This is a genomic window from Cellulomonas sp. P2_B4 (assembly GCF_056404795.1).
In genome coordinates this window covers 255036-280245 of sequence record NZ_JBFUDI010000003.1, presented here as the reverse complement: position 1 = coordinate 280245, position 25210 = coordinate 255036, and the positions used below count along the sequence as shown (strand labels likewise).

28 protein-coding genes, 1 tRNA gene and 1 other RNA gene are annotated in these 25210 nt (G+C 72.6%); 15 read left to right on the top strand and 15 right to left on the bottom strand.

From position 1 onward, the window contains the following. Window positions 1-57: 57 nt before the first annotated feature. Window positions 58-1317: a PucR family transcriptional regulator gene (locus AC1DZC_RS06280; RefSeq protein ID WP_477042621.1), complete on the bottom strand. Its 1260-nt coding sequence runs from the start codon at window positions 1315-1317 to the stop codon at window positions 58-60. A 239-nt stretch (window positions 1318-1556) separates the two neighbouring features. Here AC1DZC_RS06280 and AC1DZC_RS06275 point away from each other — a divergent pair, with 239 nt between their 5' ends. Continuing rightward, window positions 1557-2120 carry a hypothetical protein gene (locus AC1DZC_RS06275; RefSeq protein WP_477042620.1) on the top strand — a complete coding sequence of 188 codons (564 nt, stop codon included), beginning with the start codon at window positions 1557-1559 and terminating at the stop codon, window positions 2118-2120. A 241-nt stretch (window positions 2121-2361) separates the two neighbouring features. Here the strand turns inward: AC1DZC_RS06275 and aceE are convergent, their stop codons facing one another. Continuing rightward, window positions 2362-5106, bottom strand: a complete 2745-nt coding sequence (gene aceE, locus AC1DZC_RS06270) for a pyruvate dehydrogenase (acetyl-transferring), homodimeric type (protein WP_477042619.1) — start codon at window positions 5104-5106, stop codon at window positions 2362-2364. 311 nt (window positions 5107-5417) lie between these two features. Here aceE and AC1DZC_RS06265 point away from each other — a divergent pair, with 311 nt between their 5' ends. The 9 genes from AC1DZC_RS06265 to AC1DZC_RS06225 all read left to right on the top strand — a co-directional run bounded on the left by AC1DZC_RS06265 (window position 5418) and on the right by AC1DZC_RS06225 (window position 11942). After that, window positions 5418-5837 carry a DUF3052 domain-containing protein gene (locus AC1DZC_RS06265; protein WP_477040075.1) on the top strand — a complete coding sequence of 140 codons (420 nt, stop codon included), beginning with the start codon at window positions 5418-5420 and terminating at the stop codon, window positions 5835-5837. Window positions 5838-5857: 20 nt separating this feature from the next. Beyond that, window positions 5858-6325, top strand: a complete 468-nt coding sequence (locus AC1DZC_RS06260; RefSeq protein WP_477040074.1) for a peroxiredoxin — start codon at window positions 5858-5860, stop codon at window positions 6323-6325. Between the two features lie 29 nt (window positions 6326-6354). Further along, window positions 6355-6428 (top strand) — tRNA-Val (locus tag AC1DZC_RS06255). A gap of 95 nt (window positions 6429-6523) precedes the next feature. Continuing rightward, on the top strand, window positions 6524-6754 hold the full coding sequence (locus tag AC1DZC_RS06250) for a helix-turn-helix domain-containing protein (RefSeq protein ID WP_028046576.1): 231 nt from the start codon (window positions 6524-6526) through the stop codon (window positions 6752-6754). After that, window positions 6751-7980, top strand: coding sequence for a type II toxin-antitoxin system HipA family toxin (locus tag AC1DZC_RS06245; RefSeq protein ID WP_477042618.1), 1230 nt, complete (start codon window positions 6751-6753; stop codon window positions 7978-7980). The genes AC1DZC_RS06250 and AC1DZC_RS06245 overlap by 4 nt, the downstream gene beginning before the upstream one ends. Window positions 7981-7996: 16 nt before the next feature. Further along, on the top strand, window positions 7997-8851 hold the full coding sequence (locus AC1DZC_RS06240) for an MOSC domain-containing protein (protein WP_477042617.1): 855 nt from the start codon (window positions 7997-7999) through the stop codon (window positions 8849-8851). 9 nt (window positions 8852-8860) lie between these two features. Beyond that, the gene (locus tag AC1DZC_RS06235) at window positions 8861-10057 is read left to right on the top strand and encodes a Nif3-like dinuclear metal center hexameric protein (protein ID WP_477042616.1); all 1197 of its coding nucleotides are present in this window, start codon (window positions 8861-8863) and stop codon (window positions 10055-10057) included. Beyond that, the gene (locus tag AC1DZC_RS06230) at window positions 10054-10800 is read left to right on the top strand and encodes a zinc ribbon domain-containing protein (RefSeq protein ID WP_477040070.1); all 747 of its coding nucleotides are present in this window, start codon (window positions 10054-10056) and stop codon (window positions 10798-10800) included. The genes AC1DZC_RS06235 and AC1DZC_RS06230 overlap by 4 nt, the downstream gene beginning before the upstream one ends. 2 nt (window positions 10801-10802) lie before the next feature. Beyond that, on the top strand, window positions 10803-11942 hold the full coding sequence (locus tag AC1DZC_RS06225; RefSeq protein WP_477040069.1) for a bifunctional RNase H/acid phosphatase: 1140 nt from the start codon (window positions 10803-10805) through the stop codon (window positions 11940-11942). A gap of 88 nt (window positions 11943-12030) precedes the next feature. Here AC1DZC_RS06225 and AC1DZC_RS06220 read toward each other — a convergent pair whose 3' ends face one another. Both AC1DZC_RS06220 and AC1DZC_RS06215 read right to left on the bottom strand, forming a co-directional pair. Further along, the gene (locus tag AC1DZC_RS06220; RefSeq protein ID WP_477042615.1) at window positions 12031-13182 is read right to left on the bottom strand and encodes an SLC13 family permease; all 1152 of its coding nucleotides are present in this window, start codon (window positions 13180-13182) and stop codon (window positions 12031-12033) included. Next, the gene (locus AC1DZC_RS06215; RefSeq protein ID WP_477042614.1) at window positions 13179-13961 is read right to left on the bottom strand and encodes a YaaA family protein; all 783 of its coding nucleotides are present in this window, start codon (window positions 13959-13961) and stop codon (window positions 13179-13181) included. The genes AC1DZC_RS06220 and AC1DZC_RS06215 overlap by 4 nt, the downstream gene beginning before the upstream one ends. A 57-nt stretch (window positions 13962-14018) precedes the next feature. Between AC1DZC_RS06215 and AC1DZC_RS06210 the strand changes: the two genes are divergently transcribed. Further along, the gene (locus AC1DZC_RS06210; protein ID WP_477040066.1) at window positions 14019-14402 is read left to right on the top strand and encodes a tautomerase family protein; all 384 of its coding nucleotides are present in this window, start codon (window positions 14019-14021) and stop codon (window positions 14400-14402) included. Here the strand turns inward: AC1DZC_RS06210 and AC1DZC_RS06205 are convergent. After that, window positions 14384-14686 (bottom strand): LuxR C-terminal-related transcriptional regulator, encoded by a 303-nt coding sequence (locus tag AC1DZC_RS06205; RefSeq protein WP_477042613.1) that lies wholly within the window; start codon window positions 14684-14686, stop codon window positions 14384-14386. The two genes, AC1DZC_RS06210 and AC1DZC_RS06205, sit on opposite strands and share 19 nt — an antisense overlap. 118 nt (window positions 14687-14804) lie before the next feature. Here AC1DZC_RS06205 and AC1DZC_RS06200 point away from each other — a divergent pair, with 118 nt between their 5' ends. Beyond that, on the top strand, window positions 14805-15278 hold the full coding sequence (locus tag AC1DZC_RS06200; protein ID WP_477040064.1) for a hypothetical protein: 474 nt from the start codon (window positions 14805-14807) through the stop codon (window positions 15276-15278). Window positions 15279-15305: 27 nt separating this feature from the next. Then, an RNA gene (gene rnpB, locus AC1DZC_RS06195) (RNase P RNA component class A) lies at window positions 15306-15688 on the top strand. 35 nt (window positions 15689-15723) lie between these two features. Here rnpB and AC1DZC_RS06190 read toward each other — a convergent pair. Both AC1DZC_RS06190 and AC1DZC_RS06185 read right to left on the bottom strand, forming a co-directional pair. After that, the gene (locus AC1DZC_RS06190; RefSeq protein ID WP_477042612.1) at window positions 15724-16524 is read right to left on the bottom strand and encodes a M15 family metallopeptidase; all 801 of its coding nucleotides are present in this window, start codon (window positions 16522-16524) and stop codon (window positions 15724-15726) included. A gap of 88 nt (window positions 16525-16612) precedes the next feature. Then, window positions 16613-17173, bottom strand: a complete 561-nt coding sequence (locus AC1DZC_RS06185) for a CGNR zinc finger domain-containing protein (RefSeq protein ID WP_477042611.1) — start codon at window positions 17171-17173, stop codon at window positions 16613-16615. Window positions 17174-17247: 74 nt separating this feature from the next. Between AC1DZC_RS06185 and AC1DZC_RS06180 the strand changes: the two genes are divergently transcribed. After that, the gene (locus tag AC1DZC_RS06180; RefSeq protein WP_477042610.1) at window positions 17248-18219 is read left to right on the top strand and encodes an EamA family transporter; all 972 of its coding nucleotides are present in this window, start codon (window positions 17248-17250) and stop codon (window positions 18217-18219) included. A 1-nt stretch (window position 18220) separates the two neighbouring features. Here AC1DZC_RS06180 and AC1DZC_RS06175 read toward each other — a convergent pair whose 3' ends face one another. The 5 genes from AC1DZC_RS06175 to map are packed head-to-tail and all read right to left on the bottom strand — an operon-like array spanning window position 18221 to window position 21394. Next, a complete protein-coding gene (locus tag AC1DZC_RS06175) occupies window positions 18221-18640 on the bottom strand; it encodes a VOC family protein (RefSeq protein WP_477042609.1) in 420 nt (139 codons plus the stop codon). Window positions 18641-18673: 33 nt separating this feature from the next. Further along, window positions 18674-18961 carry a DUF6191 domain-containing protein gene (locus tag AC1DZC_RS06170; RefSeq protein ID WP_477042608.1) on the bottom strand — a complete coding sequence of 96 codons (288 nt, stop codon included), beginning with the start codon at window positions 18959-18961 and terminating at the stop codon, window positions 18674-18676. A 20-nt stretch (window positions 18962-18981) separates the two neighbouring features. Beyond that, window positions 18982-19743 carry an MBL fold metallo-hydrolase gene (locus AC1DZC_RS06165; protein ID WP_477040058.1) on the bottom strand — a complete coding sequence of 254 codons (762 nt, stop codon included), beginning with the start codon at window positions 19741-19743 and terminating at the stop codon, window positions 18982-18984. Window positions 19744-19745: 2 nt separating this feature from the next. Next, complete coding sequence (ppgK, locus tag AC1DZC_RS06160; protein ID WP_477040057.1) at window positions 19746-20525, bottom strand: polyphosphate--glucose phosphotransferase; 780 nt, start codon at window positions 20523-20525, stop codon at window positions 19746-19748. Next, window positions 20522-21394 (bottom strand): type I methionyl aminopeptidase, encoded by an 873-nt coding sequence (gene map / locus AC1DZC_RS06155; protein WP_477040056.1) that lies wholly within the window; start codon window positions 21392-21394, stop codon window positions 20522-20524. The genes ppgK and map overlap by 4 nt, the downstream gene beginning before the upstream one ends. Before the next feature lie 65 nt (window positions 21395-21459). Here map and AC1DZC_RS06150 point away from each other — a divergent pair, with 65 nt between their 5' ends. Further along, window positions 21460-21630 carry an SPOR domain-containing protein gene (locus AC1DZC_RS06150; protein WP_477040055.1) on the top strand — a complete coding sequence of 57 codons (171 nt, stop codon included), beginning with the start codon at window positions 21460-21462 and terminating at the stop codon, window positions 21628-21630. A gap of 1 nt (window position 21631) precedes the next feature. On the opposite strand, the gene AC1DZC_RS06145 is transcribed toward AC1DZC_RS06150, so the two are convergent. The 3 genes from AC1DZC_RS06145 to AC1DZC_RS06135 are packed head-to-tail and all read right to left on the bottom strand — an operon-like array spanning window position 21632 to window position 25117. Beyond that, the gene (locus AC1DZC_RS06145; RefSeq protein ID WP_477042607.1) at window positions 21632-22603 is read right to left on the bottom strand and encodes an endonuclease/exonuclease/phosphatase family protein; all 972 of its coding nucleotides are present in this window, start codon (window positions 22601-22603) and stop codon (window positions 21632-21634) included. After that, window positions 22600-23412, bottom strand: coding sequence for a 3-methyl-2-oxobutanoate hydroxymethyltransferase (gene panB / locus AC1DZC_RS06140; RefSeq protein ID WP_477040053.1), 813 nt, complete (start codon window positions 23410-23412; stop codon window positions 22600-22602). The genes AC1DZC_RS06145 and panB overlap by 4 nt, the downstream gene beginning before the upstream one ends. Window positions 23413-23440: 28 nt before the next feature. Next, complete coding sequence (locus AC1DZC_RS06135) at window positions 23441-25117, bottom strand: NAD+ synthase (RefSeq protein WP_477042606.1); 1677 nt, start codon at window positions 25115-25117, stop codon at window positions 23441-23443. Between the last annotated feature and the right edge of the window lie 93 nt (window positions 25118-25210).

Sequence of the window (25210 nt, the reverse complement as noted above, 5' to 3'; positions counted from 1 at the left end):
CGCCGGCTGTCCCGGTCACGGCGTGCACCAACCTTCTGGGGCCCCCTTGTACCTCTCCTACAAAGAGACGTTCGCCGCGTCGAGCCGTCCGAGCGCCAGCGCGGTCTGGAGGACGTACGACTCGCGGGCGTCGAGCGGGTCCCAGCCGGTCACGTCCGCGACGCGTCGCAGGCGGTACCGGACGGTGTTCGGGTGCACGTACAGCGTGCGTGCGGCCGCCTCCAGCGACCGCCCGGTGCCGAGGTATGCCGACAGCGTCTCGAGCAGGGACCCCTGGCTGGCGGCGAGCGGGGCGAACGCCTGCGCGACGAGCGTCCGGCGGGCCGTCTCGTCGCCGATGAGCACGCGCTCAGGCAGCAGCTCGTCGGCCTGCACCGGACGCGGAGCCTGCTCCCACGCGGGCGCGGCGAGCAGCCCGGACAGGGCCGCGCGCGCGGAGCGGGCCGAGTCGGTCAGGTCGCCGACGACGGGCCCGATCACCACGGGACCGGGACCGAACCGGGGGAGCAGGGTCGACGCCGCGGCGCGCAGGTCGCCCTCGCCCCCGAGGAACACGACGAGGCGGTCGCCCTGGATGCCGACGAGCGCGTCGTCGGCCGCCCGGCGGGTGGCACGGCGCAGCTCGGCGGCGCGGACGTCGTCGAGCGCGGACGTCGTCGTGCCCACCATGACCAGGGTCGATCCTCGGCCGCTCCAGCCCAGTGCCGCGATGCGTGAGCGCAGCGCGTCGTCCGCGTCGCCCCTGACCAGGGCGTCCACGACGAGCGCCTCGAGCCGCGCGTCCCAGGCGCCGCGCATCTCCGCGGCGCGGGCGTAGACCTCCGCGGCCGAGAACGCCACCTCGCGCGAGTAGCGCAGCACGGCCTCACGGACCTCCCGCTCGTCGCCGGGTGCGGCCAGCCGGTCGCTGTTCGTCTCGACGACGTCGACCACCACGCGCACCAGCTGGAGCGTGTGCTGGAGCGAGATCGACCGGGTCAGCTCGGGCGGCGCGGTGGCGAAGATGTCGCCGACCCCGTGCGGCGGCCGGGTCGGCTCCGCGAACCAGGTGACGAACGCCGTGATGCCCGCCTGAGCGATGAGGCCGACCCACGAGCGGTCCTCCGCCGGCAGCTCGCGGTACCACTCCAGGTCCTCGTCCAGCCGCCGCATCGCGGCCGCGGACAGCAGCCCCGCGCCCTCGCGCACCCGGCGCTGGGTCTCGGGACCGCCACGGGACTCCGGAGCGGGCGTCTTGACCCGGGTCGACGGTGCCCGTCGGGGTCGGGTGGGCGGCAGCGGCGGCTGGGGCGCGCGCCCGTCGAGGGTGCTGGACATGGGGCGAGCATAGGGTGACGGTTGTGGGAAGTCGACAAACGTTGCCTCGCGCACACCCGTGTCGGGGAGCCCATCAGCCGGTGTGGTTCGTCCGTTGCGGATAAGGTCGCTCCATGGCTCTCCTGCCCCGTCTGCGTCAGCTCATGCGACGGCCGTCCTCGGCCTCGCGGGTCGGCGCGCGCCGTCCGACCAGTGCTGCGCGGCGCGGGGACACCCTTCACGAGGACGCACTTCGGTCCATGCTGAGCGACGATCCCAACAACGAACGGGCCTTCGTCGCACTCGCCGAGATCGTCCGTCGCCGGGCCGCGGAGTCCACGGTCGCCGACGACGACCCGCTGGCCGCCCCGCCCGACGACGGCGAGCGGCAGCGCGCCGCGGACCTGGCCGTGTGGGCGCTCGGCGAGGAGCTCGCCGGCAACCCGCGCGCCTGGTACCCGCTCATCGAGGTGGCGCGTCTGTCGGTCTCCGACGACCACGAGGGCACCCTGCGCAGGCTCACCACCGCCGCCGAGCGGGACCCGTCCGGCAAGGCGCTCGTCGAGGCGCTGGCCCTCCTGCGCAGCGCCGAGATGCCCGTCGACGCGATCGGCCTGGGCGTCGGCCACTGGCGCCCGCGCGAGCACGACCCCGAGGTCGCCCGCCAGCTCGTGCTCGCCTCCATCGAGGCCGGACGACCGCTGGAGGCCAAGCAGCACATCGCGGCCCTGGATCTGGTGCCCGACCAGTCGGCGGTCGCCGACCTCAAGGGCGAGCTCGGCCGCGAGCTGGCCCACGCCGAGCAGAACATCCCCGGCACCTGACGCACCGACGAAGAAGTCCCCCTCGGTCATGACCGGGGGCGGCCCGCGTGGCGCACCCAACGCCCCGGTCCGTCGCCGACGGCTCCCGCGGGTGATCGAGCGCGCGCTCGACGCGACGGCGCTCGGCGACGGACGACCGCGCTCGGTGACGCGAGTGCGCGCGAGCGCTCGGTGGGGACAGGCTCACGACGAAGGCCCGGGCTGCTGCCCGGGCCTTCGTCGTGCTGCGAGCGTCAGACCGTCAGCTGTCGCCGCCGGCGTTGCCGGACGTGCCGGCCGTGACGTCGTGCAGGCGGTACCGCTCGATGGCCTGAGCGACGACCTCCGGCGCGACCGCACCGGTGCGCGCGAGCTGCTGGAGCACGCGGACCACCGTCGACGGACCGTCGATCTTGAAGTGCCGGCGAGCCGCCGCGCGGGTGTCCGAGAAGCCGAAGCCGTCGGCGCCGAGCGTGGCGTACGTGCCGGGGATCCAGGCGCGGACCTGGTCGGCGACGAGGTGGTCGTAGTCCGTCGTCGCGACGAACGGACCCTCGGCACCCTGCAGCTTGGCCGTGAGGTACGGGACGCGCTCCTCCTCGCCGGGGTGCAGGTACGCCTGCTGGTCGGCGGCGAGGCCGTCGCGACGCAGCTCGTTCCAGCTGGTCACGGACCAGACCGCGGCCTGGACGCCCCAGTCCTCGGCGAGCAGCTTCTTGGCCTCCAGGGCCCACGGCACGGCCACACCCGACGCGAGGATCTGGGCACGCGGCCCGTCGCCCTCGACCGGCGAGATGAGGTGGATCCCGCGCAGGATGCCCTCGACGTCCACGTCTTCCGGCTCGGCCGGCTGCGGCATGGGCTCGTTGTAGACGGTGAGGTAGTAGATGACGTCGCGGTCGCGACCGCCCGCCTCGCCGTACATGCGCTCGATGCCGTCGCGCACGATGTGCCGGATCTCGTACCCGTAGGCCGGGTCGTAGTGCACGACGTGCGACATGGTCCCGGCCAGCAGCGGCGAGTGCCCGTCGGCGTGCTGCAGACCCTCACCGGTCAGGGTGGTGCGGCCGGCGGTGGCGCCGATGAGGAACCCGCGGGCCATCTGGTCACCGGCGGCCCAGAACTGGTCGCCCGTGCGCTGGAACCCGAACATCGAGTAGTAGAAGTAGAACGGGATCAGCGGCTCGCCGTGCGTCGCGTACGACGTGCCGACGGCCTGGAACGCCGACGCGCTGCCGGCCTCGTTGATGCCCGTGTGCATGATCTGGCCGGACTCGGACTCCTTGTAGGAGAGCATGAGCTCGCGGTCCACGGCCATGTAGTTCTGGCCGTTCGTGTTGAAGATCTTGGCGCTCGGGAAGATCGAGTCCAGACCGAACGTGCGGGCCTCGTCGGGGATGATCGGCACCAGGCGGTGGCCGAACTCCTTGTCCCGCACGAGGTCCTTGAACAGCCGCACGAGTGCCTGCGTCGAGGCGACGTCCTGGTGCCCCGAACCCTTGGCCAGGCCCTCGTAGACCTTCGGGTCGGGCAGCGTCAGGGGCTTGTGGACCGAGCGGCGCTCGGGCACGAACCCGCCCAGCTGACGACGACGCTCGAGCATGTACTGGATGCCCTCGTCCTCGGTGCCGGGGTGGAAATACGGCGGCAGGTACGGGTTCTCGTCGATCTGCTCGTCCGTGATCGGGATGTGCAGCGAGTCGCGCAGCGTCTTGAGGTCGTCGGACTTGAGCTTCTTCATCTGGTGCGTCGCGTTGCGCCCGGCGAAACCGGAGCCCAGGCCGTAGCCCTTGATGGTGTGCGCCAGGATCACTGTCGGCTGGCCCGTGTGCTCGCGTGCGGACTTGTAGGCGGCGTAGATCTTGCGGTAGTCGTGCCCGCCGCGCTTGAGCGCCCAGATCTCGTCGTCCGTCATCTTCTCGACGAGCGCCTTGGTCCGCGGGTCGCGGCCGAAGAAGTGCTCGCGGATGAACGCGCCGTCCTCGGCACGGAACGTCTGGAAGTCGCCGTCCGGGGTCGTGTTCATGAGGTTGACCAGCGAGCGGTCCTTGTCGGCGTTGAGCAGGGCGTCCCACTCGCGGCCCCAGACGACCTTGATGACGTTCCAGCCGGCGCCGCGGAACTGCGCCTCGAGCTCCTGGATGATCTTGCCGTTGCCGCGCACCGGGCCGTCGAGCCGCTGCAGGTTGCAGTTGACGACGAACGTCAGGTTGTCGAGCCCCTGCTGGCCGGCCAGCTGGAGCATGCCGCGCGACTCGGGCTCGTCCATCTCCCCGTCGCCGAGGAACGCCCACACGTCCTGCTCGCTGGTGTCCTTGATGCCGCGCAGGTGCAGGTAGCGGTTGGTCCACGCCTGGTAGATCGCCGCCGACGGGCCCAGACCCATCGACACGGTCGGGAACTCCCACAGGTCCGGCGCCAGGCGCGGGTGCGGGTAGGAGGGCAGGCCGCCGCCCGGGTGCGACAGCTCCTGGCGGAACCCGTCGAGCTGGTGCTCCGACAGGCGGCCCTCGAGGAACGCGCGGGCGTAGACGCCGGGGGAGGCGTGGCCCTGGAAGTAGACCTGGTCGCCGCCGCCGGGGTGGTCCTTGCCGCGGAAGAAGTGGTTGAGGCCCACCTCGGTGAGCGTCGCGACGGACGCGTACGACGAGATGTGCCCGCCGACGCCCACGCCGGGCCGCTGCGCGCGCGTCACCATGACGGCGGCGTTCCAGCGGATCCACGAGCGGTAGCGGCGCTCGAGCGCCTCGTCGCCGGGGAAGTACGGCTCGTCGTGCACCGAGATGGTGTTGACGTAAGGCGTGTTGAGCGAGGCCGGGATGGCCACGTTCCGCTGTCGGGCGTGTCGCAGCATGCTCAGCAGCACGTACCGCGCGCGCGGTCCGCCCTTCTCGTCGATGAGTCCGTCGAGGGACTCCACCCACTCGCCGGTCTCGTCCGGGTCGATGTCCGGGACCTGGCTGAGCAGGCCGCCGATGAGCGGTCCCGTCTCGTCGATCGAAGCCACCTGCGCTCCTTGCGTCTCGTCCGCGCGCACGAGCCCGGTCGGCATCGGCGGCGCATCTGTTCCGTCCCCGCCGGACACGCCGGGGTCGGCATGTGGCGGGTTCGGGGTAGTGCACCCATTCTCTGACCCCGAGGGCCCGAAAGTCACACCGAGTCCAAGGAACAGCCACGTGACGTCCATGACACAGGCCGCGCGCTCGTCGGGACGCGCTCGTGTCTTGCCAGGCCGGGCCCCTGTGCGGTGGGCTACGGTTTGGCATCAGGAAGCGTCGCCCCGGCCTGGGGCGAGCGAGGGAAGGGATCGGTCAGGACGTGTCATCCACCACGGACGGCGCTGCGAACGCAGCGTCTCGTCTGGGTTTCGCCGCGGGTCAGGTGATCCAGGAGTTCGGTTACGACGATGACGTCGACGACACCCTGCGCTCCGGGCTCGAGGCCATCACCGGTACCGAGCTTGTCGACGAGGACTACGACGACGTCACGGACGGCGCGGTGATCTGGTTCCGGCAGGACGACGGCGACCTCACCGACGCGCTGGTCGACGCCCTGACGGTGCTCGACGACAGCGGCCCGATCTGGGTGCTGACCCCGAAGGCCGGGCGCTCCGGCCACGTGTCGCACAGCGACATCGAGGAGGCCGCGACGACGTCCGGCCTGCACGCGATGAGCACCCTGTCGATCGCGACGGACTGGTCGGCCACCCGTCTCGCCGCCAGAGGCCGCGGCCGCTGACCGTTGTTAGGGTCGTTTCCATGACGACCCCGCTGCTCGGGCAGACCCCTCCGGACTTCTCCCTGCCCGACACGCACGGCACGCCCGTGACGCTGAGCGGCCTGCTCGGAGGACCCGCCGTCCTGGTGTTCGTCCCGTTCGCATTCTCCGGCACGTGCACCGGTGAGCTGTGCGAGCTGCGCGACAACATCGCCGAGTTCGAGCAGGCCGGCGTGCACGTCGCCGTCATCTCCTGCGACCCCAGGCACTCGCTGCGAGCCTGGGCCGCCCAGGAGGGCTTCGGCTTCGACCTCCTCTCCGACTTCTGGCCGCACGGCGAGGTCGCCCGGGCCTACGGGGTCTTCGACGAGGCCAAGGGGCACGCCGTGCGCGGCAGCTTCCTCGTCGACGGTGACGGCATCCTGCGCTGGTCGGTCGTGAACCCGCCCGGACGTGCGCGTCCCCTGGCCGAGTACCGCGCCGCGGTCGCGGCCCTGGCCGCTGCCTGACCGGTAGGCTGAGCGCCCGTCGTCGTCAGGGGCCTGTAGCTCAGCTGGTCAGAGCGCCGCGCTTACACCGCGGAGGTCGCCGGTTCGAAACCGGCCGGGCCCACCGTGCTTTCCGCGCCACCATATGGTGACATTGGTGCTGAGTAACGATATGGTTACCGCGAACCGATGTGCGGATATGGTGACACGGAGGCCCCGATGAGCGACGACAAGCCGTGGGCATGGGTGACGCGCCCGAGCGACCTGGGCCGGTTCCTGCGCGAGACGCGATCGGCGCGCGGGCTGACGCAGGCCGAGCTGGCCGACGAGCTGGGGATCTCCCGGCGCTACGTCAACGAGATCGAGCAGGGCAAGCCCAGCCTCTACACCGACCGGCTGTTCGCGGTGCTGCGCGAGCTGGGGGTCGTCCTGCGGGTCGAGCAGCGGTGAACCTCGACGTCTGGCTGTACGGCACCCGGGCCGCGACGGTGCGGTCGGGCATGACGTTGACCTGGACCGAGGAGGCCGTGCGCCGCTGGGGGAACGGGTCGCGGGTGGTCTCCCACCTCCTGCCCGTCGGGTCGCCGGAGGGGCGTCACCCGGCGCGCGTGCGCGTCTGGCTGGAGGGACTGCTGCCCGAGGGACGTGCCCGCAGCACGATGGCCGCGGAGCACCGCATCGACCCCGACGACACGATGGCCATGCTCGCGGTGTACGGCAAGGACACGGCCGGTGCCGTGGTGTTCGTCGACGAGGGTGCCCCGGATCCCGCCACCACCGGTCGGCTCGAACCCGTCGACGACGACGAGATCGCCGCGATGCTGACGCATGCCGCCAGGCAGGGCGGGGGCGGCGACCGGCTCGACTCGCTGACGTCGCTGGCCGGGATGGAGCCCAAGGTCGCTCTCGCGCGGACCCCGGACGGGTGGGCGCGCGTCCGCGGGGGAGCGCCGTCCACGCACATCCTCAAGCTGTCGCGCCCGGAGACGTCGCCGACGCGGGACCTGATCGACACCGAGGCAGCGGCGCTCGACCTGGCGCGGCGCGTCGGACTGACCGGCGTCGAGGCGCGCATCGAACGGTTCGGCGAGCTCCGGGCCATCGTCGTGGAGCGCTACGACCGCGTCGCCGAAGCCGGCGCCGTGCGGCGCGTGCACCAGGAGGACCTGGCCCAGGCGCTGGGTCTGTCCACCGCCGACCCCGACCGCAAGTTCCAGCGCGGCCGTGCCCTGCCCTCCTACGCCGCTGCCGCGGGCGTGCTGACCGACGGTGGCGCCACGCCCGACCCGCTGCTGCGGCTGGCCACGTTCACCGTGCTGATCGGCAACACGGACGCGCACGCCAAGAACCACTCGTTCGTCCGGCACGCGGACGGCGCCCGGGTCGAGCTGGCGCCGGCGTACGACGTGTCGATGCACGAGCACACCGGGGTCTCGTCCGGCCTGCTCGCGCTCGACGTCGCCGGTCGGCGGGCCATCGCGCAGGTCACGGTCGACGACCTCGTCGCCGAGGGGGCCCACTGGGGGCTCACGCCTGCCCGGGCGCGGCGCGTGGTGACGCAGACCGTCGAGGCCACGGCGGCCGCGCTCGCGGACGTCGACCGGTCCGTGCACCCCGGGGTCTCCGAGAAGGCCTGGGCGCAGGTCGAGCGTCGTGTCGAGCAGCTGGGAACCTGATTGTTATGGTCCGCACGTGCCTGTCGTCTCCGCGCTGACCGTCTTCCCGGTGAAGTCCTTCGCGGGCGTACCCCTGGACCGCATGGACGTGGAGGTCTCCGGACCTCGCGGTGACCGGCGGTGGATGCTGATCGACGACGACGGCGAGACCCTGACCGCGCGGAAGTTCCCCCGGATGCTGGCCGCCCACGCCCGCGTCGTCGACGGCGGCGTCGAGCTGTCCGGCGCCGGCCTGCCGACGATCACCGTGCCCGAGCCGGGGGGCCCGCCGGACGTCGCCGTGGAGCTCAGCCGGGTGTCGGTCGCGACGCTCGCCGGGGACGAGGCGTCGGCCTGGTGCTCCGAGCTGCTCGGCCGGTCCGTGCGGTTCGTGTGGCTCGACGACCCGCGACGCCGGGGGATGTCCGAGAACCACGGCGGGACCCTGGACGACCCGCTCGCCCTCACCGACACCGGTCCCGTGCACGTGACGACGACCGCGTCGCTGGCCCGGCTCGACGCCTGGGCGGCGCAGAGCCACGACGAGCTGGTGCAGACGAGCCTCGAGCGCGGTCGGCCGGCGCCTGAGCCCCGGCAGGCGCTGGACATGCGGCGGTTCCGGCCCAACCTGGTGGTCGACGGCGACCTCGAGCCGTTCGCGGAGGACGGCTGGTCCACGCTGACGGTCGGGGACGTGGAGCTGCGGTTCGCCGACACCTGCGGCCGGTGCGTGCTCACGACGATCGACCCGGACACGCAGCAGGTCGGGCGCGAGCCGCTGCGCACGCTGGCCCGGCACCGGCGCTGGGACGGCGAGGTGTGGTTCGGGATCCAGATGGTGCCGGTGCGGTCCGGGGCGATCTCCGTCGGCGACGAGGTCCACGTTGGGTAACGTGCAGGCGTGAGCGCAGCGACCCTGGCCGACGTCGTCCGGCTGCTCGAGCGGCGCTACCCGCCGGCCACCGCCGAGTCCTGGGACGCGGTCGGGCTCGTGACAGGCGACCCGTCGCAGACCGTCGCGCGCGTCCTGTTCGCGGTCGACCCCGTCGCGCCGGTCGTCGACGAGGCCGCCGCGTGGGGTGCCGACCTCGTCGTGACCCACCACCCGCTGCTGCTCAAGCCGGTCCAGTCGATCGCCGCGACCACCTTCAAGGGCGCGCTGCTGCACCGGCTGGTGCTCGGCGGGATCGGCCTCTACACGGCGCACACCAACGCCGACGCGGCGTCCGGGGGAGTCGCGGACGCGCTCGCCTCCGCACTGGGACTGGTCGACACGGCGCCGCTCGACGCCGCGCCCGCCGAGGCGCTCGACAAGCACGTGGTCTTCGTCCCGGTCGGCTCCGCCGAGCAGCTCGTCGACGCGCTCGCGGCCGCGGGTGCCGGTGCGGTCGGGGAGTACACGCGGTGCGCGTGGACCTCGACCGGCGAGGGCACCTTCACGCCGTCGCAGGACGCGAACCCGACGATCGGGTCCGCCGGCGTGGCGTCGAGGGTCGTCGAGGCGCGCGTCGAGATGGTCGCGCCCCGGCGCCTGCGCTCCGCCGTCATCGCCGCGATGAGGGTCGCGCACGCGTACGAGGAGCCCGCGTTCGACGTGCTCGAGCTCGCGTCGTGGCCCGGGTCCACCGGCATCGGCCGGGTGGGGCGCCTGCCCGTGCCGACGACTCTGCGCGAGTTCGCGGCCGCCGTCGCGAATGCCCTGCCCGCCACGGCGCAGGGCATCCGGTTCGCCGGTGACCCCGACGGGCGCGTCGAGCGCGTCGCCGTCGTCGGCGGGTCGGGCGACTCCCTGTTCGACGCCGTCCGTCGCGCCGGCGTCGATGCGTACGTGACCGCGGACCTGCGCCACCACCCCGCCTCGGAGCTGCGCGAGCGCGCGGACCACGAGGACGGCACCCCGTACCTCGTCGACGTCGCCCACTTCGCGTCCGAGTGGCCGTGGCTCGCCCACGCGGCGCGGGCGCTGGAGCAGGATGCCGCCGCCGCGGGGACTACGGTGGAGACGCGCGTCAGCACGTTGAGCACCGACCCGTGGACGGGTCGCGTCGCGAGCCCCGAGCAGACCGCACCACACGCCACGACCGAAGGACACCCGTGACCACAGCCCCCGCAGCGGACCAGCGCCGACTGCTCGACGTCCAGGAGCTCGACACGCGGCTGGACCAGATCGCGCACAAGCGGCGGACCCTGCCGGAGCTGGCGCGGCTGGTCGAGCTCGACTCCCAGGTGGGAGACCTGCACACCGCGCTGGTCACCAGCCGGACTGCGGTCGGTGACCTMAAGCGCGAGCTGACCAAGGCCGAGGGCGACGTCGAGCAGGTCCGCGTGCGGGCTGCGCGCGACCAGGCCCGGCTCGACTCCGGACAGGGCAGCCCGAAGGACCTGCAGGCGCTGCAGAGCGAGCTCGTCGCGCTCGGTCGTCGCCAGTCCGACCTCGAGGAGGTCGAGCTGGACGTCATGGAGCGGCTCGAGGCCCACGAGACCGCGCTCGCCGAGGTCACCACCGCGCACGACTCGCTGGCGTCCCGGCGGGCCGACGTCGAGGCCGAGCGGGATGCCGCGTTCGCGGCGCTCGACGCCGACGCCGAGAAGGTCCGCGCCGAGCGTGCGGTCGCGGTCGAGGGTCTGGACGCCGCGCTGGTCACCCTCTACGAGAAGCTTCGGGCCCAGCTGGGTGGCCGCGGTGCCGGTGCGCTGCGCGGTGCACGGTGCGAGAGCTGCCGGCTCGAGCTGAACCCGCTGGACGTCGAGGCCATCCGCAAGGCGCCCGAGGACCAGGTCGTGCGCTGCGAGGAGTGCGGGCGCATCCTCGTGCGGCTGCCCGAGCCCGCGCGGGGCTGACCGTGGCGCGCCGGCTCGTCGTCGAGGCCGACGGCGGATCGCGGGGGAACCCGGGTCCGGCCGGCTACGGCGCGCTCGTGCGTGACGCCGCCACGGGTGCCGTGCTCGCCGAGCGGGCGGACTACCTCGGGGTCGTCTCCAACAACGTGGCCGAGTACTCCGGCCTGGTCGCGGGGCTGAAGGCGGCGGTCGCGATCGACGCGGACGCGTCGATCGAGGTCCGGATGGACTCGCGGCTCGTCATCGAGCAGATGAGCGGCGCCTGGCAGATCAAGCACGAGGACATGCGCCGGCTCGCGGCCGAGGCGCGCTCCGTCGTCGATCCCGCCCGCGTGACGTGGACCTGGGTGCCTCGCGCCCAGAACGGCGCGGCCGACCGGCTCGCCAACCTGGCGATGGACCGCAAGACTGCCCACGTGAGCGACGTCGCCGCACCACTGGGCCGAGCCCCGCGCCCCTCGGGTGCCGGCGTGCGTTTCGACGAGGACGAGCCGGTCACGGTGGTCCTGGTCCGGCACGGGCAGACGACCATGACCGTCGCCCGGGGCTACTCCGGCTCGGGCGAGCCCGGCCCGCCGCTCGACGAGACGGGGATCGGGCAGGCGCACGCCGCCGCCGACCTCGTCGACCGCGTCGGCCGTGACCTCTGGGGCGACATCCCGTACCCGAGCCTCGTGATCGCGTCGCCGATGGTCCGGACGCAGATGACCGGCGGGATCATCGCCGAGCGGCTCGGCCTCCCGGTGCGCACGGATGCCACCTTCCAGGAGGCGAACTTCGGCGACTGGCAGGGCCTGACCTCCGAGCAGATCGAGGAGCGCTGGCCGGGTCAGCTCGAGCCGTGGCACACCGAGGCCAACGTGCGGCCGCCGGGCGGGGAGTCGATCGAGGACGTCGGGATCCGGTTGCGCGGCGGGCTCGAGGCGCTGCTGGCGGAGGGGGTGGACCGCACGGTCGTCGTGGTCAGCCACGCCGTCTCGATCCGGGCGGCGCTCGGCGTCACCATGGGCGCGCAGCCGTCGTCGTGGAGCCAGCTGCGGGTCGCGCCGGCGTCGGTGAGCATCGTCCGGTGGTTCGAGGACCGCCGCAACGAGGTCGCGGTGGTCGGTGCGCCGAGCGAGGGGTGGGGCGGCCGGCCCTGACGCGGGCAGATCGGGCACCTGGCCCGCACAGGGCGAGGCGCCCGATCCATCGGACTGCGTCCCTCTTACGCCGGGCCGCGCTGCCAGCCTAGTGGGCGGCGACCAGCGCCAGCGTCGAGACGACCACCGCCACGGGGGCCAGCAGCAGGCCTTGGCCCACGATCGTCCTGGTCGGCACGTCCAGCAGGACCGCGCGGCACCGCTGCCACCACAGCACCGTCGCGAGCGATCCCCACGGCGTGATCAGCGGACCGACACCGGTCCCGATCAGCAGCGCCGCGATCCGCAGGGGGTCGCCGCCCATCGCGGGCTCCAGCGCGAGGTAGGCGGGTAGGTTGTTCAGCCCGTTGGCCGCGAGCGCGCCGACGCCCGCCACCCGCAGGAGGTCCACGGGACCCGTGCCGGTGCCCGACGCGTCGGCGAGGAGCGCCCCGAGGCCGTGGGAGTGCAGGGTCTCGACGATGGCGAACAGCCCGAGCACCACGAGCAGGGTGCGCCACGGCACCAGGTCACGGGCCTTCACGGGCAGCTTCTGGTGCCGGGCGAGGGTCACGACGAGGAGCAGGACGGCCGCTGCGACGGCCGTCGGGGCGGTCGGCGCGCCGAGGGCGAACGCCACTCCGAGGACCCCCACGGTCACCGCCGTGACCACCAGCAGCGGCACGTCCCGGGGCGGGCGCGGCAGGTTCGGGTCGAACGCGCCGCGCAGCACGCGGCGGTCGCGGATCGCGAGGATCGCGACCGTCACGACGATGGCCGCGACCGCGGGTGCCCACATCAGGCCGAGGTAGCCGACCTCGAGCGTGTGGTCCGCCAGCAGGTTGGTCAGGTTGGACACCGGGAGCACGAGCGACGCGGTGTTGGCCAGCGCGAGCACGGCCAGCGCGAAGGGCAGCGGTGGCGTGTGCGTGCGCCGGGCGAGCGCGATGACGACAGGCGTGAGCAGCACCGCGGTGGTGTCGAGCGAGAGGACCGCCGTGCTGAGGACGGCGAGCAGCACGACGAGCGCCCACAGCGCCCACCGCCGGTTCCCGGCGACCCGCGCGGCGAGCCCGGCGGCCTGCTCGAACAACCCGGCGCCCGCGCACATCTCCGCGACGACCGTCAGGCCCGCGACGAAGACGAGGATCGGCAGCGTGCGCTCGGCCAGCTTCATCGCGTCGTCGTGCGGCAGCCAGCCGGTCACGACGACGAGCACGGTCACCAGGACCGCGACCAGCCACCAGGGGATACGCCTCACGCGACGACGAGCGACAGCGTGCGCGCACCGCGGCCCGGCGGACCGAGCTCGACGGCGAGAAGCTCCGTCCCGACGAGCTCGCCGGCCACGCGCGCGAGGCTCCTCGCATCCTGCGGAGCCTTCCCGCGGCGCGTGAGCAGGTGCCGCGTGAGCACGCCGCGCGTGTGCTTCGCGCTGTGCGAGACCACCGAGCGGGAGCCGTCGGGCTCCTGGCGCAGCACGCGGACGGCCACCCAGTCGGCGCTCGTCGGCGGGTGCCAGGCGGCCAGGTAGGTGGCCGAGCGGCAGTCGACGACCAGCTCGCGCTCGGCGCGCTCCTGCAGCTCGACGCCCAGCGACGCCTTCCACGCGCCGGCCAGCGGTCCGATGCCGGGCAGGTCGGTGCCCATCGACAGCCGGTAGGCGGGGATGTGGTCGTCGGGGCTGACCAGGCCCCACAGCCCGGAGACGATCCGGACCGACTCGGCGGCACGCGACCGAGCCGTGGGTGTGAGCCGGTCGAGCCCCGCCGCCCCGTAGAGGACACCCGTGTAGACCTTCTTGGCAGGTGCCGTCGGCGCGGTGCGCAGGTGGACGTTCCGCGCGACCTCGTCGGCAAGACTGGGACCGACGCCGAGCGCGGCGACGGCGTCCGGCGATGCACTGACCTGCGCGAGCGCGTCCAGCACCTTCTCGCGCAACGGCGTCAGGCCGGGTGCGGTCAGTGCATCGAGGTCGAGCAGAGGGCCGCGGGCGCGCGGCGGCGTCTTGCCCTCGGAGGGCGGCAGGAGCACGAGCACGCCTGAACTGTAGGCTCCGCGCGACGAAACCACGCGAGGAGTCCCGAGGAGGCCCGCATGGCGCACGTGAAGATCTACGGCCGGCGCGATGTCTGGCAGGACCGGCGTGGTTCGCTGTCGGACGCGGTGCACCGCGCGATCGTCGGGACCTGGGGTCTCCCGCCCGAGAAGCGGTTCCACCGGTTCTTCCTGCTCGACGCCGACGACCTGGTGGCGCCGCGGTCCAAGGAGTACCTGGTGATCGAGATCCTCTGCTTCACGGGGCGGTCCCGGTCGGCCAGGCGTGCCCTGATCGCCGCGTTCTACGACGACGTCGCACCGACCCTCGGCCTGTCCGTCGAGGACCTCGAGGTGATCATCATCGAGAGCCCGCCGGAGAACTGGGGGATCCGCGGGGTCTCGGGCGACGAGCTGTCGCTGGACTACCGCGTCGACGTCTGAACCGACGGCCTCGGCACGTCGGCCCGGTTCGGTCGGACGTGGTCGGCCCCGTCGTCGCCGTCCATGCTGCCCAGACCTTCGGGCACGAGGCCCCAGGCCCGGCCGGCGTGCAGGGCGCTCTCTCGATCCGCGACGCCGAGCTTCATGTAGATGGAGCGGACCTGCGACTTCACGGTGTTCCGGGTGACGAACAGCGACGCGGCGATCTCGCCGAGGGTCAGGGGGAGTGCGAGGTGCGCGAGGATCACGCGCTCTCGCTGGGTCAGGGGCGGTGTGGTGTCCATGCCCTGGGTTCGGTGCGGAGCGGCTGGTGGATGGGCGCGATCTCGCCCTGAGCCTCCGGCCGAGGTGCAAGCCGACTACCGTCGGGGTTGCTCGCATCGTCCAGCCAGGGGAGTCGCCATGCGTCGTCGCACGTTTCTGTCGGGTCTTCTGCTCGCCTCGGTCGTCGTGCTCGGACTGGGTGCCTGCGGCACCGCCGACGACGCGGCGTCACCGTCCCCGGCTGCCTCGTCCTCGTCGTCGACGTCGTCGTCCCCTTCGTCGTCTCCTTCGTCGGAACCCACGACCTCGGACCCGGCCGTGCCCGGCGACGGCTTCACGCTGGCGACCGCGGACGGCACGGTGGAGGTCACCGGTCCCGCCAGCAGCTGCGTGAACCCCGACGAGGGCACCCTCGACCTCGTCTTCGCCGACGACGCCACGACCGTGACCGTGACGCTCGCCCTCGGGACCGGCACGGTCTCGGCGGAGGGCGACCACAGCTTCGAGGGGACGATCACCGACTTCGTGATCAGCGACTCCGGCGACGTCCGGCTCTCCGGCACCGGCGCCGAGACCACCTTCACCGTCACAGGCACGTGCACGGGACGGTGAAGGTGGCCGCTAGGCTGTCGGCGCGGATGAGTCAGTCAGGCGGCCGCGTCAGGCCCTCGGGCCTGCCGAGGAACGTCCGGGCTCCGCAGAGCAGGGTGGTGGGTAACGCCCACCCGGGGTGACCCGCGGGAAAGTGCCACAGAGAACAGACCGCCGGCTCAGCTCGCTGGGCCGGTAAGGGTGAAACGGTGGTGTAAGAGACCACCAGCGTGCCGGGTGACCGGTGCGGCTCGGTAAACCCCACCCGGAGCAAGGCCAGACAGGGAGTGTTCGAGGGCTGCTCGCCCGAGCTCCCGGGTAGGCCGCTGGAGGCGTGCGGCAACGTACGTCGTAGAGGGATGGCCGCCACTCGCGCAGCTGCGGGCAACCGCGCGCGAGGACAGAACCCGGCGTATCGACTGACTCATCCGTTCCTAGGGCGCCCGCCGTTCACGGGCGCCCCGGGTCAGGTCGCGCCGTCGGCGGCGGACGCCTTGAGTCCGGCACGCATCGCGCGGATCGTAGGCTGCGCTCCCCACGTGGCCCGACCCGTCGGGTCAGGAGCCCGGTTCAGGTAGTCGCGGTAGGCGGCGTCGACCGAGCTCGGCTCGTTGGTCGGCGATGCGTTCAGCAGGTCGTCCACCACCTGCGTCGGTGTCTGGACGAGCCGCGCGCAGATGTCGTCGGTTGAGGGTCCGCGACCCAGGATCCGCGTGTACAGCTCGATGATGTCGGTGACCATGTCGTCCTCCAGGTGTGCGGTCAGGTTGTTCAAGGGCACCCCGTCCGGGTGCAGAGGGTCGGCGATGCGGTTCGCGACCGGGGTGAGGGTGGCGATGTTGGAGACGACCTCGAAGTGCATCTCGTCCGCGTCGCCTTCCGTCAGGCGGCCTTCGCCGTTCCAGTCGCCACCCCAGCGCACGACCCCGCCGAGGTCGACGAGGATCTGCCGGATCGCGGAGACCTGGGCGTCCGTGAAGGTGCCGTGCTCGAACCTGGGGTGCTTGCCGCCGTTGACGTCGACGGCGGTCCCCGAGAGGTGGTTGGAGCTCGTGATACCACCGGAGCTCTTGTTCAAGGCGGCGCTGCGCCATCCGTTGAAGGTGGTGACGGGCTCGACGTCTGTGTGGAAACGTCGCCCGACCTCGCAGAGGACCGTCGCCACGGGGCCGCCCAGCAGACGTGTGCTGTGCCCGGAGACCGTGGCCAAGGTCAAGCGATCATCGATCGTGTCGATGCGCGCGTAGCCGTTCATCGTGGTGGACATCTCGTCGCCTCCCTGGTTCTGATGAACACCAGGGTGCGAAGGGTCGGAGCGGATACACGTCAGGCGTCAGGCGGTCCCGCCAGCAGGCTCATCCGCTCTCGGGGCCGTGCGCGCGCCGAGACCGGTACGCGGCCACGTGCGCTCGGTTGGCGCAGCCGTTGACGTCGCAGAAGCGGCGGGAGCGGTTGCGGGAGAGGTCGACGAGGACCGCGTCGCAGTCGTCGGCCGCGCAGTGCTGCAGGCGGTCGTACTCGTCGCTGCGCACCACGTCGATCATCGCCATCGCCGTCTCGACGAGCATGACCGTGCCGAGTGGCGCGTCGGGCTCGGTGCCGTGCAGGTGCCAGTCGAGCTCGTCGTGGCGCACCAGGAACGGGACGGCGCCCCCGCGCGCGAGCATGTCGTTGAGGAGCGGTGCCGCGGTGTCGCGGTCGACCTCCCACAGCTCGGCGATCTGGTCGCGGGCGTCGCGGACCGCGGCCAGCTCGGTGCTGTCGCCGTCGTGCCGCACCGAGTAGCCCCAGCGCGTGTAGAACTCGCTCACGTCGTCGGTCGTCGCCATGGCGTCGTGACCGTCGCGACGGCGCGCGCTGTTCACGAGCTCGGCCGCGGCCGCGAGGTTCGCCTCGGTGTCATGGGCAAATACCACGTTGACTCCTGTCGGATTCACGCTACTGTCATGAGCGTAGCGCCCTTTCACTCATGACAGCCTGGAGCCACGCCATGCGCACGACCGCCGCACGGGACCGCTCCGTCGGCATCGTCGCAGGTCTGGTCGCGGCGATGGCGTTCGCGACCAGCGGCCCGGTGGTCAAGCCGCTGCTCGTCGCCGGCTGGTCGCCCGGGTCGGCGATCCTGGTCCGGCTGTCCGTCGCGGCCCTGCTGCTCGCCGGACCCGCCGCGTGGGCGCTGCACGGCCGCTGGTACCTGCTCCGGGTCGAGTGGAGGACCGTGCTGGGGTTCGGGGTCCTCGGCGTGGCCACGGCCTCGACGATGTACTTCCTCGCCGTCGACCGGTTGCCCGTCGCCGTGGCGCTCCTCGTCGAGTACATGGGGCCGCTGCTGCTCGTCGCGTGGCGCTGGGCGCGAGAGCGCAGGGCGCCCGAGCGCGCGACGCTGGCCGGCGCGGCCCTGGCGACCGGCGGACTGGTCCTGGTCCTCGACCTGACCGGGTCGCTCGAGCTCGACCCGCTCGGGCTGGCCTTCGCGCTGCTCGCCGCCGTGGGCAACGCCGCCTACTTCGCGTTCACCGGGCGCCCGACCGAGCTCCCCGCGATCAGCCTCGCCGGGGCCGGCATGGTGGTCGGCGCGGTGACGATCGGGCTCGTCGCCGCGGTCGGGATCCTGCCGCTGGCGGCTCCCGACGTGAGCGTCGACCTCCTCGGCGCCCAGGTGCACTGGATCGTGCCGCTGCTCATCGTCGCGACCGTGCCGACCGCCTTCGCCTACGGCGTCAGCGCGCTGTCGGTCCGACTCCTCGGTGAGCGGCTCGCGTCGTTCCTTGCGCTCTCCGAGGTGCTCGTCGCCGTCCTGCTGGCCTGGGTGCTCGTCGGCGAGGCGCCTCTGCCGACGCAGCTGGCCGGCATGGTGCTCGTCGTCGCGGGGATCGCCCTGGTCCGACGCGGGACGGCGGTCCCGGCCGAGGTGGTCACCCCGGCGGACGACCGGTACGCCGAGCTGCCGACCGCGCGGTAGGTCAGCCTGCAGCCTCAGCGGTCTCGGCGGCCAGGCGGGCCGCGGCCTCCTCCGGGGTGTTCCGCAGCAGGCAGAACTCGTTGCCCTCGGGGTCGGCCAGGACGTGCCAGGGGACGTCGTCGCCCTGGCCGATGTCGGCGCGGGTCGCTCCGAGGGCCAGCAGGCGTTCGAGCTCGGCGGCCTGGTTCGAGCCGTTCGGCGGGCGGACGTCGAGGTGGATCCGGTTCTTGGCGGTCTTCAGCTCGGGGACCTTGAGGAACAGCAGGTTGGCCGCGGAGCCGTCGGACGGACCGATCTCGACCTCGACGTCGTCGTCGGCCGCCTCCCACGGGTACGTCCAGTCCAGGACCTCGCGCCACCAGGCGGCGAGGGCGTGCGGGTCGGCCGAGTCGATGACGAGCTGGGAGATCACGGAAGCCATGCGACGCAGGTTAGAGGCGGGTGCCGACGCCCGCTACCGGGGATCGATGCGGACGCGGCCCGACTCGAGGTCGACGGGCGGTGCGGCGTCCTCGGCGTGCTGGATGTCGGCCTGCTGGCGCTCCTGCTCGGCGGTCAGGTGCACGTGGTTGGGCTGGAACACGTCGATGAGGTCGCCCAGGAACCCGCTCCCGGTCCCGGCGGCCGCGGCCGGCCGCTCCCGCGGCGCTCGGCGGTCGAACCATCCGTGCGCGACCATCCGGTCGACGGCCCAGAGCAGCAGCGCGACGAGCACGACGCCGCCCACGATGACCCAGACCATCGGCCCATCGTCGCACGGTGTCAGCCGGCCAGAGCGTCCGCCTGGGACTCGTGAACGGCCGCGAGCCACGGGTCGTGCAGGCGGGGATCGTCAGCCGACGAGCCGTCCAGGTAGGCGAGGTCGGCCGCGACGCGCGGGGCGAGCGTGCCGACATGGCCGTGCCCGGGGACGACGAGGGACGCCGATCCGGCGAGCTGCGTGAGGGCCTCGCGGTAGGAGCCGACCGGGTCGGGCGAGGAGAGGTCGAGCAGCGGGATCTCGACGTCGGACAGCAGGTCGCCGGCGACGAGCACGTCGGCGGATGGCACCACCAGCGAGGTGCTGCCGGGTGCGTGGGCGCCGTGCGTGACCACCCGCACGGGCGGTCCGGACCAGTCGAGCAGGTCCCCGACCGACGGGAAGGGCACGGGCGGCGTGACGACGACGGACGCGGGGGAGTCGCCCGGCGACGCGAGCAGGACGCGGGCCAGCTCCTCGTCCTCGTCGCGCTCGTTCATCAACGTCTCGACGTCGACCGGCCAGCCGCCGGACCAGCGCGGCAGCCCGGTGAAGATCCCGCCGTCGAGCAGGTGGTCCCAGTGGCCGTGCGTCGACCACACGGCGATCGGGGTCCAGCCGTGCTGGCGGATCGCCGACGACAGGACGTCGATCTCGTGCGCGGTCACGCCCGGGTCGACGACGAGGCACGTGCGGTCGTTGGCGACGAGCACCGTGGACGTCGTCAGGTACACCGCGCTCGTCGCGACGTGGACGCCCTCGGCGACCTCGGTGAGGACGGGCAACGTCAGCCGCGGTAGTCGGCGGCGAGCGCGGCTGCGCCGATGATCCCGGCGGCGTTGCGGAGCTGGGCCGGGACGATCTTGGTGCGGAGGTCGAGCAGCGGCAGGAACTTCTCGTCGTGCTTGCTGACGCCGCCGCCGACCACGATCAGGTCCGGCCAGAAGAGGTTCTCGACGACGGTGAAGTAGCGCTGCAGCCGCTCGGCCCACGCCTCCCAGGACAGGTCGTCCCGGTCGCGCGCACTCTCGGCGGCCCGCGACTCGGCGTCGTGCCCGTCGATCTCGAGATGCCCCAGCTCGGTGTTGGGCACCAGGTGCCCGTCGACGATCAGGGCGGACCCGATGCCCGTGCCCAGCGTCACGACGAGCACGACCCCGTTCACTCCCTTGGCGGCGCCGTACAGCACCTCGGCATAGCCGGCGGCGTCGGCGTCGTTGACCGCCAGGACCTGGCGACCTGACGCGGTCTGGACCACCTTCTCGACGTTGGTGCCGATCCACGACTTGTCGACGTTGGCGGCCGACTGCGCGACGCCGTGCAGGATCACCGCCGGGAACGTGACGCCGATCGGGACGTTCTTGTCGAGGTCGAACGAGTCGACGACCTCGGCCACGGTCTGCGCGACCGCGTCGGGCGTCGACGGTTGGGGGGTGGGGATGCGCACGCGGTCGGCCGCGAACTCGCCGTCGCGGAGGTCGACGGGTGCGCCCTTGATCCCGCTCCCGCCGATGTCGATGCCGAACGCCGTGCTGGCCTTCTTCGCGTGCTTCTTGTCGTCGCTCATGGCAGGGTCAGGATCTCCGCTCCGGATTCGGTGACGAGCAAGGTGTGCTCGAACTGCGCGCTGCGGCGGCCGTCGGCCGTCAGGACCGTCCAGTCGTCGTCCCACATGACCCAGTCCGGGGTGCCGAGGTTCAGCATCGGCTCGATGGTGAACACCATCCCCGGCTCGATGAGGGTGTCGTACGCCGGCGCCGCGTCGTAGTGCGGGATCACGAGCCCGGTGTGGAACGCCGGACCGACGCCGTGCCCGGTGTAGTCGCGGACCACGCCGTACCCGAACCGGGCCGCGTACTTCTCGATCACGCGGCCGATGACGTTGACCTCGCGCCCGGGGACGACGGCCTTGATCGCCCGGGCCAGCGCTTCCTGCGTGCGCTCGACCAGCAGCCGGGACTCCTCGTCGACGTCGCCGGCCAGGAACGTCGCGTTGTTGTCCCCGTGCACGCCCCCGATGTAGGCCGTCACGTCGATGTTCACGATGTCGCCGTCCTCGACCACCGTCGAGTCGGGGATGCCGTGGCAGATGACCTCGTTCAGCGACGTGCACAGCGACTTGGGGAAGCCGCGGTAGCCGAGCGTCGAGGGGTAGGCGCCGTGGTCGAGCAGGAACTCGTGGCCGATCGCGTCGAGCCGGTCCGTGGTGACACCGGGTTCGACGTGCTCCCCGACCAGGGCGAGCGCCTGCGCCGCGATGCGCGCCGCGACGCGGATGCGGCCGATCATCTCGTCGTCCAGCACGTTCGGGCCCGTCCAGCGGGCCGGACCCGGGTGACCGACGTACTCGGGGCGCGCGATCGAGGACGGGACGGAGCGGCGAGGGCTGACCGTGCCGGGGACCAGGGCGCTTCGTGGCGCGTGCACGGACGACATACCTGGCAGTCTACGGAAGAGAGGGCATCGAAGCCGGGTGGGTGCCCGTACGGAGGGAGAGCGCGATGGCCGACGGGTACTACTACAACCTCGAGACCCACCAGGTGGAGGAGGGACGGCAGAGCGACTACACGAAGCTCATGGGCCCGTACCCGACGCGGGAGGCGGCGACGCAGGCGCTCGAGACCGCGCGACGACGCAACCAGGCGTGGGACGAGCAGGACGAGAAGGGCTGAGTCAGCGCCGTTCGAGCGTCGCGAGGATCGGTCGGTGGTCGCTGCCGCCGGTCGCGGGCAGGACGGCGAAGTCGACCACGCGCCAGGCGCGTCCGTCGACGAGCACGTGGTCGATCGGCGCCGCGAGCAGGCTGGGTGCCGACGACGGCCAGGTGCCGTGCGACGCCTCGCCGACCTCGCGGGCCGCGTCGACGCACGGGCCCAGGTCGCGCAGGCCGGGGTGGTCGAGGGTGGCGTTGAGGTCGCCCGCGACGATCGCCCCCGGGGTGCGCGCGCACTGCGTGGCGACGAGCGTGGTGTCCTCGCGCCAGGCGGCCATCGTCGAGCGCTCGCCCGGGGAGATGGGGTGCGCCGCGACGAGCACCGGGGAGGACGGGTCGAGCGGTTCGACGCGCATCGAGCCGAACCGGGTGGGCAGCTCACGCTCCGGGCTGTAGGCGCCCATTCGCTCACCGACGAGCAGGGTCGTGCCGACCACCTCGGGCATCGTGCCGTCGGCCGTGTAGACCAGCATCGGGTGGCCCGTCTGCGCCATCAGCGCGGCGACCTTCTTGCCGGTGCGGTACGACGTCTCCGGCAGGACGACGACGTCCGCGTGGTGCTCGTCGACCAGCGTGAACAGCTCGGCCGGGGTGACCACGTCCAGGGTGTTGAACGACAGGACGACGACGTCGTCGGAGTCCGCGGCGGCCGCCGGCTCGTGCGGCACGCTCCGCCAGCCGAGGACCGCACCCTGCGCCGCCGCGCCGACGGCGAAGGCGATGACGAGCGGGAGCAGCGTCCGACGAGGTCCGGGAAGCGCGAGGAGCACCGCGAGCAGCGCAGCCGTGCCGAGCGCGCCCAGACCGAGGACCGCTCGGAACGACACGAGCTGCGCGACCGGGTACACGCCCGAGGCGACGGGCAGGGCAAGAGCCACGAGGACAGCGCCGACGACGATCCCGACGACGAGGACCGCGCGGCGTGCCGTCATGAGTCGAACTGGTGACCGGCGTCGGGGAACGTGCCGTTGCGGACCTCGTCGGCATAGGCGGTCGCGGCCGCCGAGAGGGCGGCGCCCACCTCGCCGAACCGCTTGGCGAACCTCGGCGACCAGTCGGTCATGCCGGCCATGTCGACCCACACGAGCACCTGGCCGTCGCAGCCGGCGCCCGCGCCGATGCCGATCGTGGGGATGTGCACGATCTCGGTGATCCGGGCGGCGACGGGAGCCGGCACCATCTCCAGCACCACGGCGACGGCGCCCGCGGCGGCGACCGCGACGGCGTCCTCGCAGAGCACCTCGGCGGCGTGGTCGCCCCGACCCTGCACCCGCGGACCGCCCAGCAGGTTCTCGGACTGCGGCGTGTACCCGAGGTGCGCGACGACGGGGATGCCCGCGTCGGTCAGCGCCTTGATCTGCGGGACCACACGCTTGCCGCCCTCGAACTTCACGGCGGCGACGCCGGTCTCCTTCATCATCCGGACGGCCGTGGCGAGCGCCTGCTCGGGGCCGGCCTCGTACGAACCGAACGGCAGGTCCGCGACGACGAACGCGCGCTGGGCGGCCCGGGCGACGGCACGAGCAGGCGGGATGAGGTCGTCCACGGTCACCGGCAGCGTCGTCGTGTGCCCGTGCATCGTGTTCCCGATCGAGTCGCCGACCAGCAGCATGTCGATGCCCGCCGCGTCGAAGATGTGCGCCGTCACGGCGTCGTACGCGGTGAGCATGGTCAGCCGCTCACCGCGCTCCTTCGCCTCGCGCAGGTGGTGCACGCGCACGCGCTTCGGGGTCTGGCTCATCGTTCGGTGCTCCTGTTGTCTGTGAGAATCACGCTTCGCGCCAGGCCGTCGTGATGGGCAGCCGTCGGTCGCGACCGAACGCCAGCGCCGTCACCTTGGTGCCCAGCGGGTACTGCCGACGCTTCCACTCGGCCCGGTCGACGAGCGCGAGGACCTTGTCGACGACGGCCGGGTCGAACCCCCGCGCGAGCAGCTCGGGTCGCCCTTCGGCGTGCTCCACGTAGGCGTCCAGCACCTCGTCGAGGAGCTCGTACGGCGGCAGCGAGTCCTGGTCCACCTGGCCGGGACGGAGCTCGGCGCTCGGCGGCTTGGTGATCGACGACTCGGGGATCGGCGGCAGCTCGCCCGCGTCGACCGCCGCGTTGTTGCGCCAGCGGGCCAGCTTCCAGACGCGGGACTTGTCGACGTCCTTGATGGGCGCGAAGCCGCCGATGCTGCCGGCGTCGTAGATCGTCGTGTAGCCCGTCGCGAGCTCGGACTTGTTGCCCGGCGCGATCACGAGGTGGCCCTCGCGGTTGGAGATCGCCATGAGGATCACGCCGCGGACGCGGGCCTGCAGGTTCTCCGCGGCCACGCCCTCGAGCGGGATCTCGCCCTCGAACGCGTCGACCATCGCCTTGATGGGCTGCACGCGGTAGTCCGCACCGATCCGCTTGGCCAGGTCCTGCGCGTCGTCCTTGCTGTGCTCGGAGGAGTACACCGACGGCATGGAGACCCCGACGACGTTCTCGCCGCCGATCGCGTCCGCCGCGATCGCGGCGACGAGCGCGGAGTCGATTCCACCGGACAGCCCGAGCAGCACGGACCGGAACCCGTTCTTGCGCACGTACCCGCGCAGTCCGGCGACGAGGGCCTGGTAGACCTCCTCGTCGGGGTCGAGCGTGCGCGCCTTCGGGCCCTCCGACGGTGCGTCGTCGTCGCCGAGCAGGTCCCAGACGAGCAGGTGCTCCTCGAACTGCGGAGCGCTGGTCAGCACGCGGCCGTCGGTGGCGATCACGAACGAGCCGCCGTCGAAGACGAGGTCGTCCTGCGCGCCGACGAGGTTCACGTACGCGACGGGCGCCTCCACCTCGTGCGCGCGACGGGCCGCGAGCTCGACGCGCTGGTGGCCCTTGCCCTCCTCGTACGGCGAGGCGTTCAGCACGACGAGCAGCGAGACCTCGGCCTCGTCCATCTGGGAGACCGGGCCGCCGTCCTGCCAGATGTCCTCGCAGATCACGACGCCGACCCGTCGGCCCAGCACGTCGATGACCAGCACGTCGTCGCCGGGCGCGAAGATCCGGTACTCGTCGAACACGCCGTAGTTGGGCAGGTGGTGCTTGTTGTACCGCTCCTGGACCTTCCCGTGCTGGAGCAGCACGGCCTGGTTGGTGGGCCGGCGCGGTCCCTCCGGGGCCTTGGGCTCGTGCACGGGGGTCACCGACCGCTCGCCGACCGTCCCGACGAGCACCGCGAGGTCCCCGAGACCCGCGTCGGCCAGCGCCGTCGCCGTCTCCTGCAGGGCCGCCTCGGCCCCTCGTCGAAACGACGCCCGCAGCGCGAGGTCCTCGATCGGGTACCCGGTGAGCGTCATCTCGGGGAACACCACGAGGTCGGCGCCGGCGTCCGCAGCCTTGCGGGCCCAGACCAGCACCGCCTGGGCGTTGGCCGCGACGTCACCCACTCGCGTGTCGATCTGCGCCAGGGCGACGCGGGCGTGAGGCATGTGTCCGAGCCTAACCACCCGGTCGGCGCTGCACGTTCTCGCGTGGCGCGACTCACGCCCAAGACCCACCCCGGACACTGACGCTCGGAACCG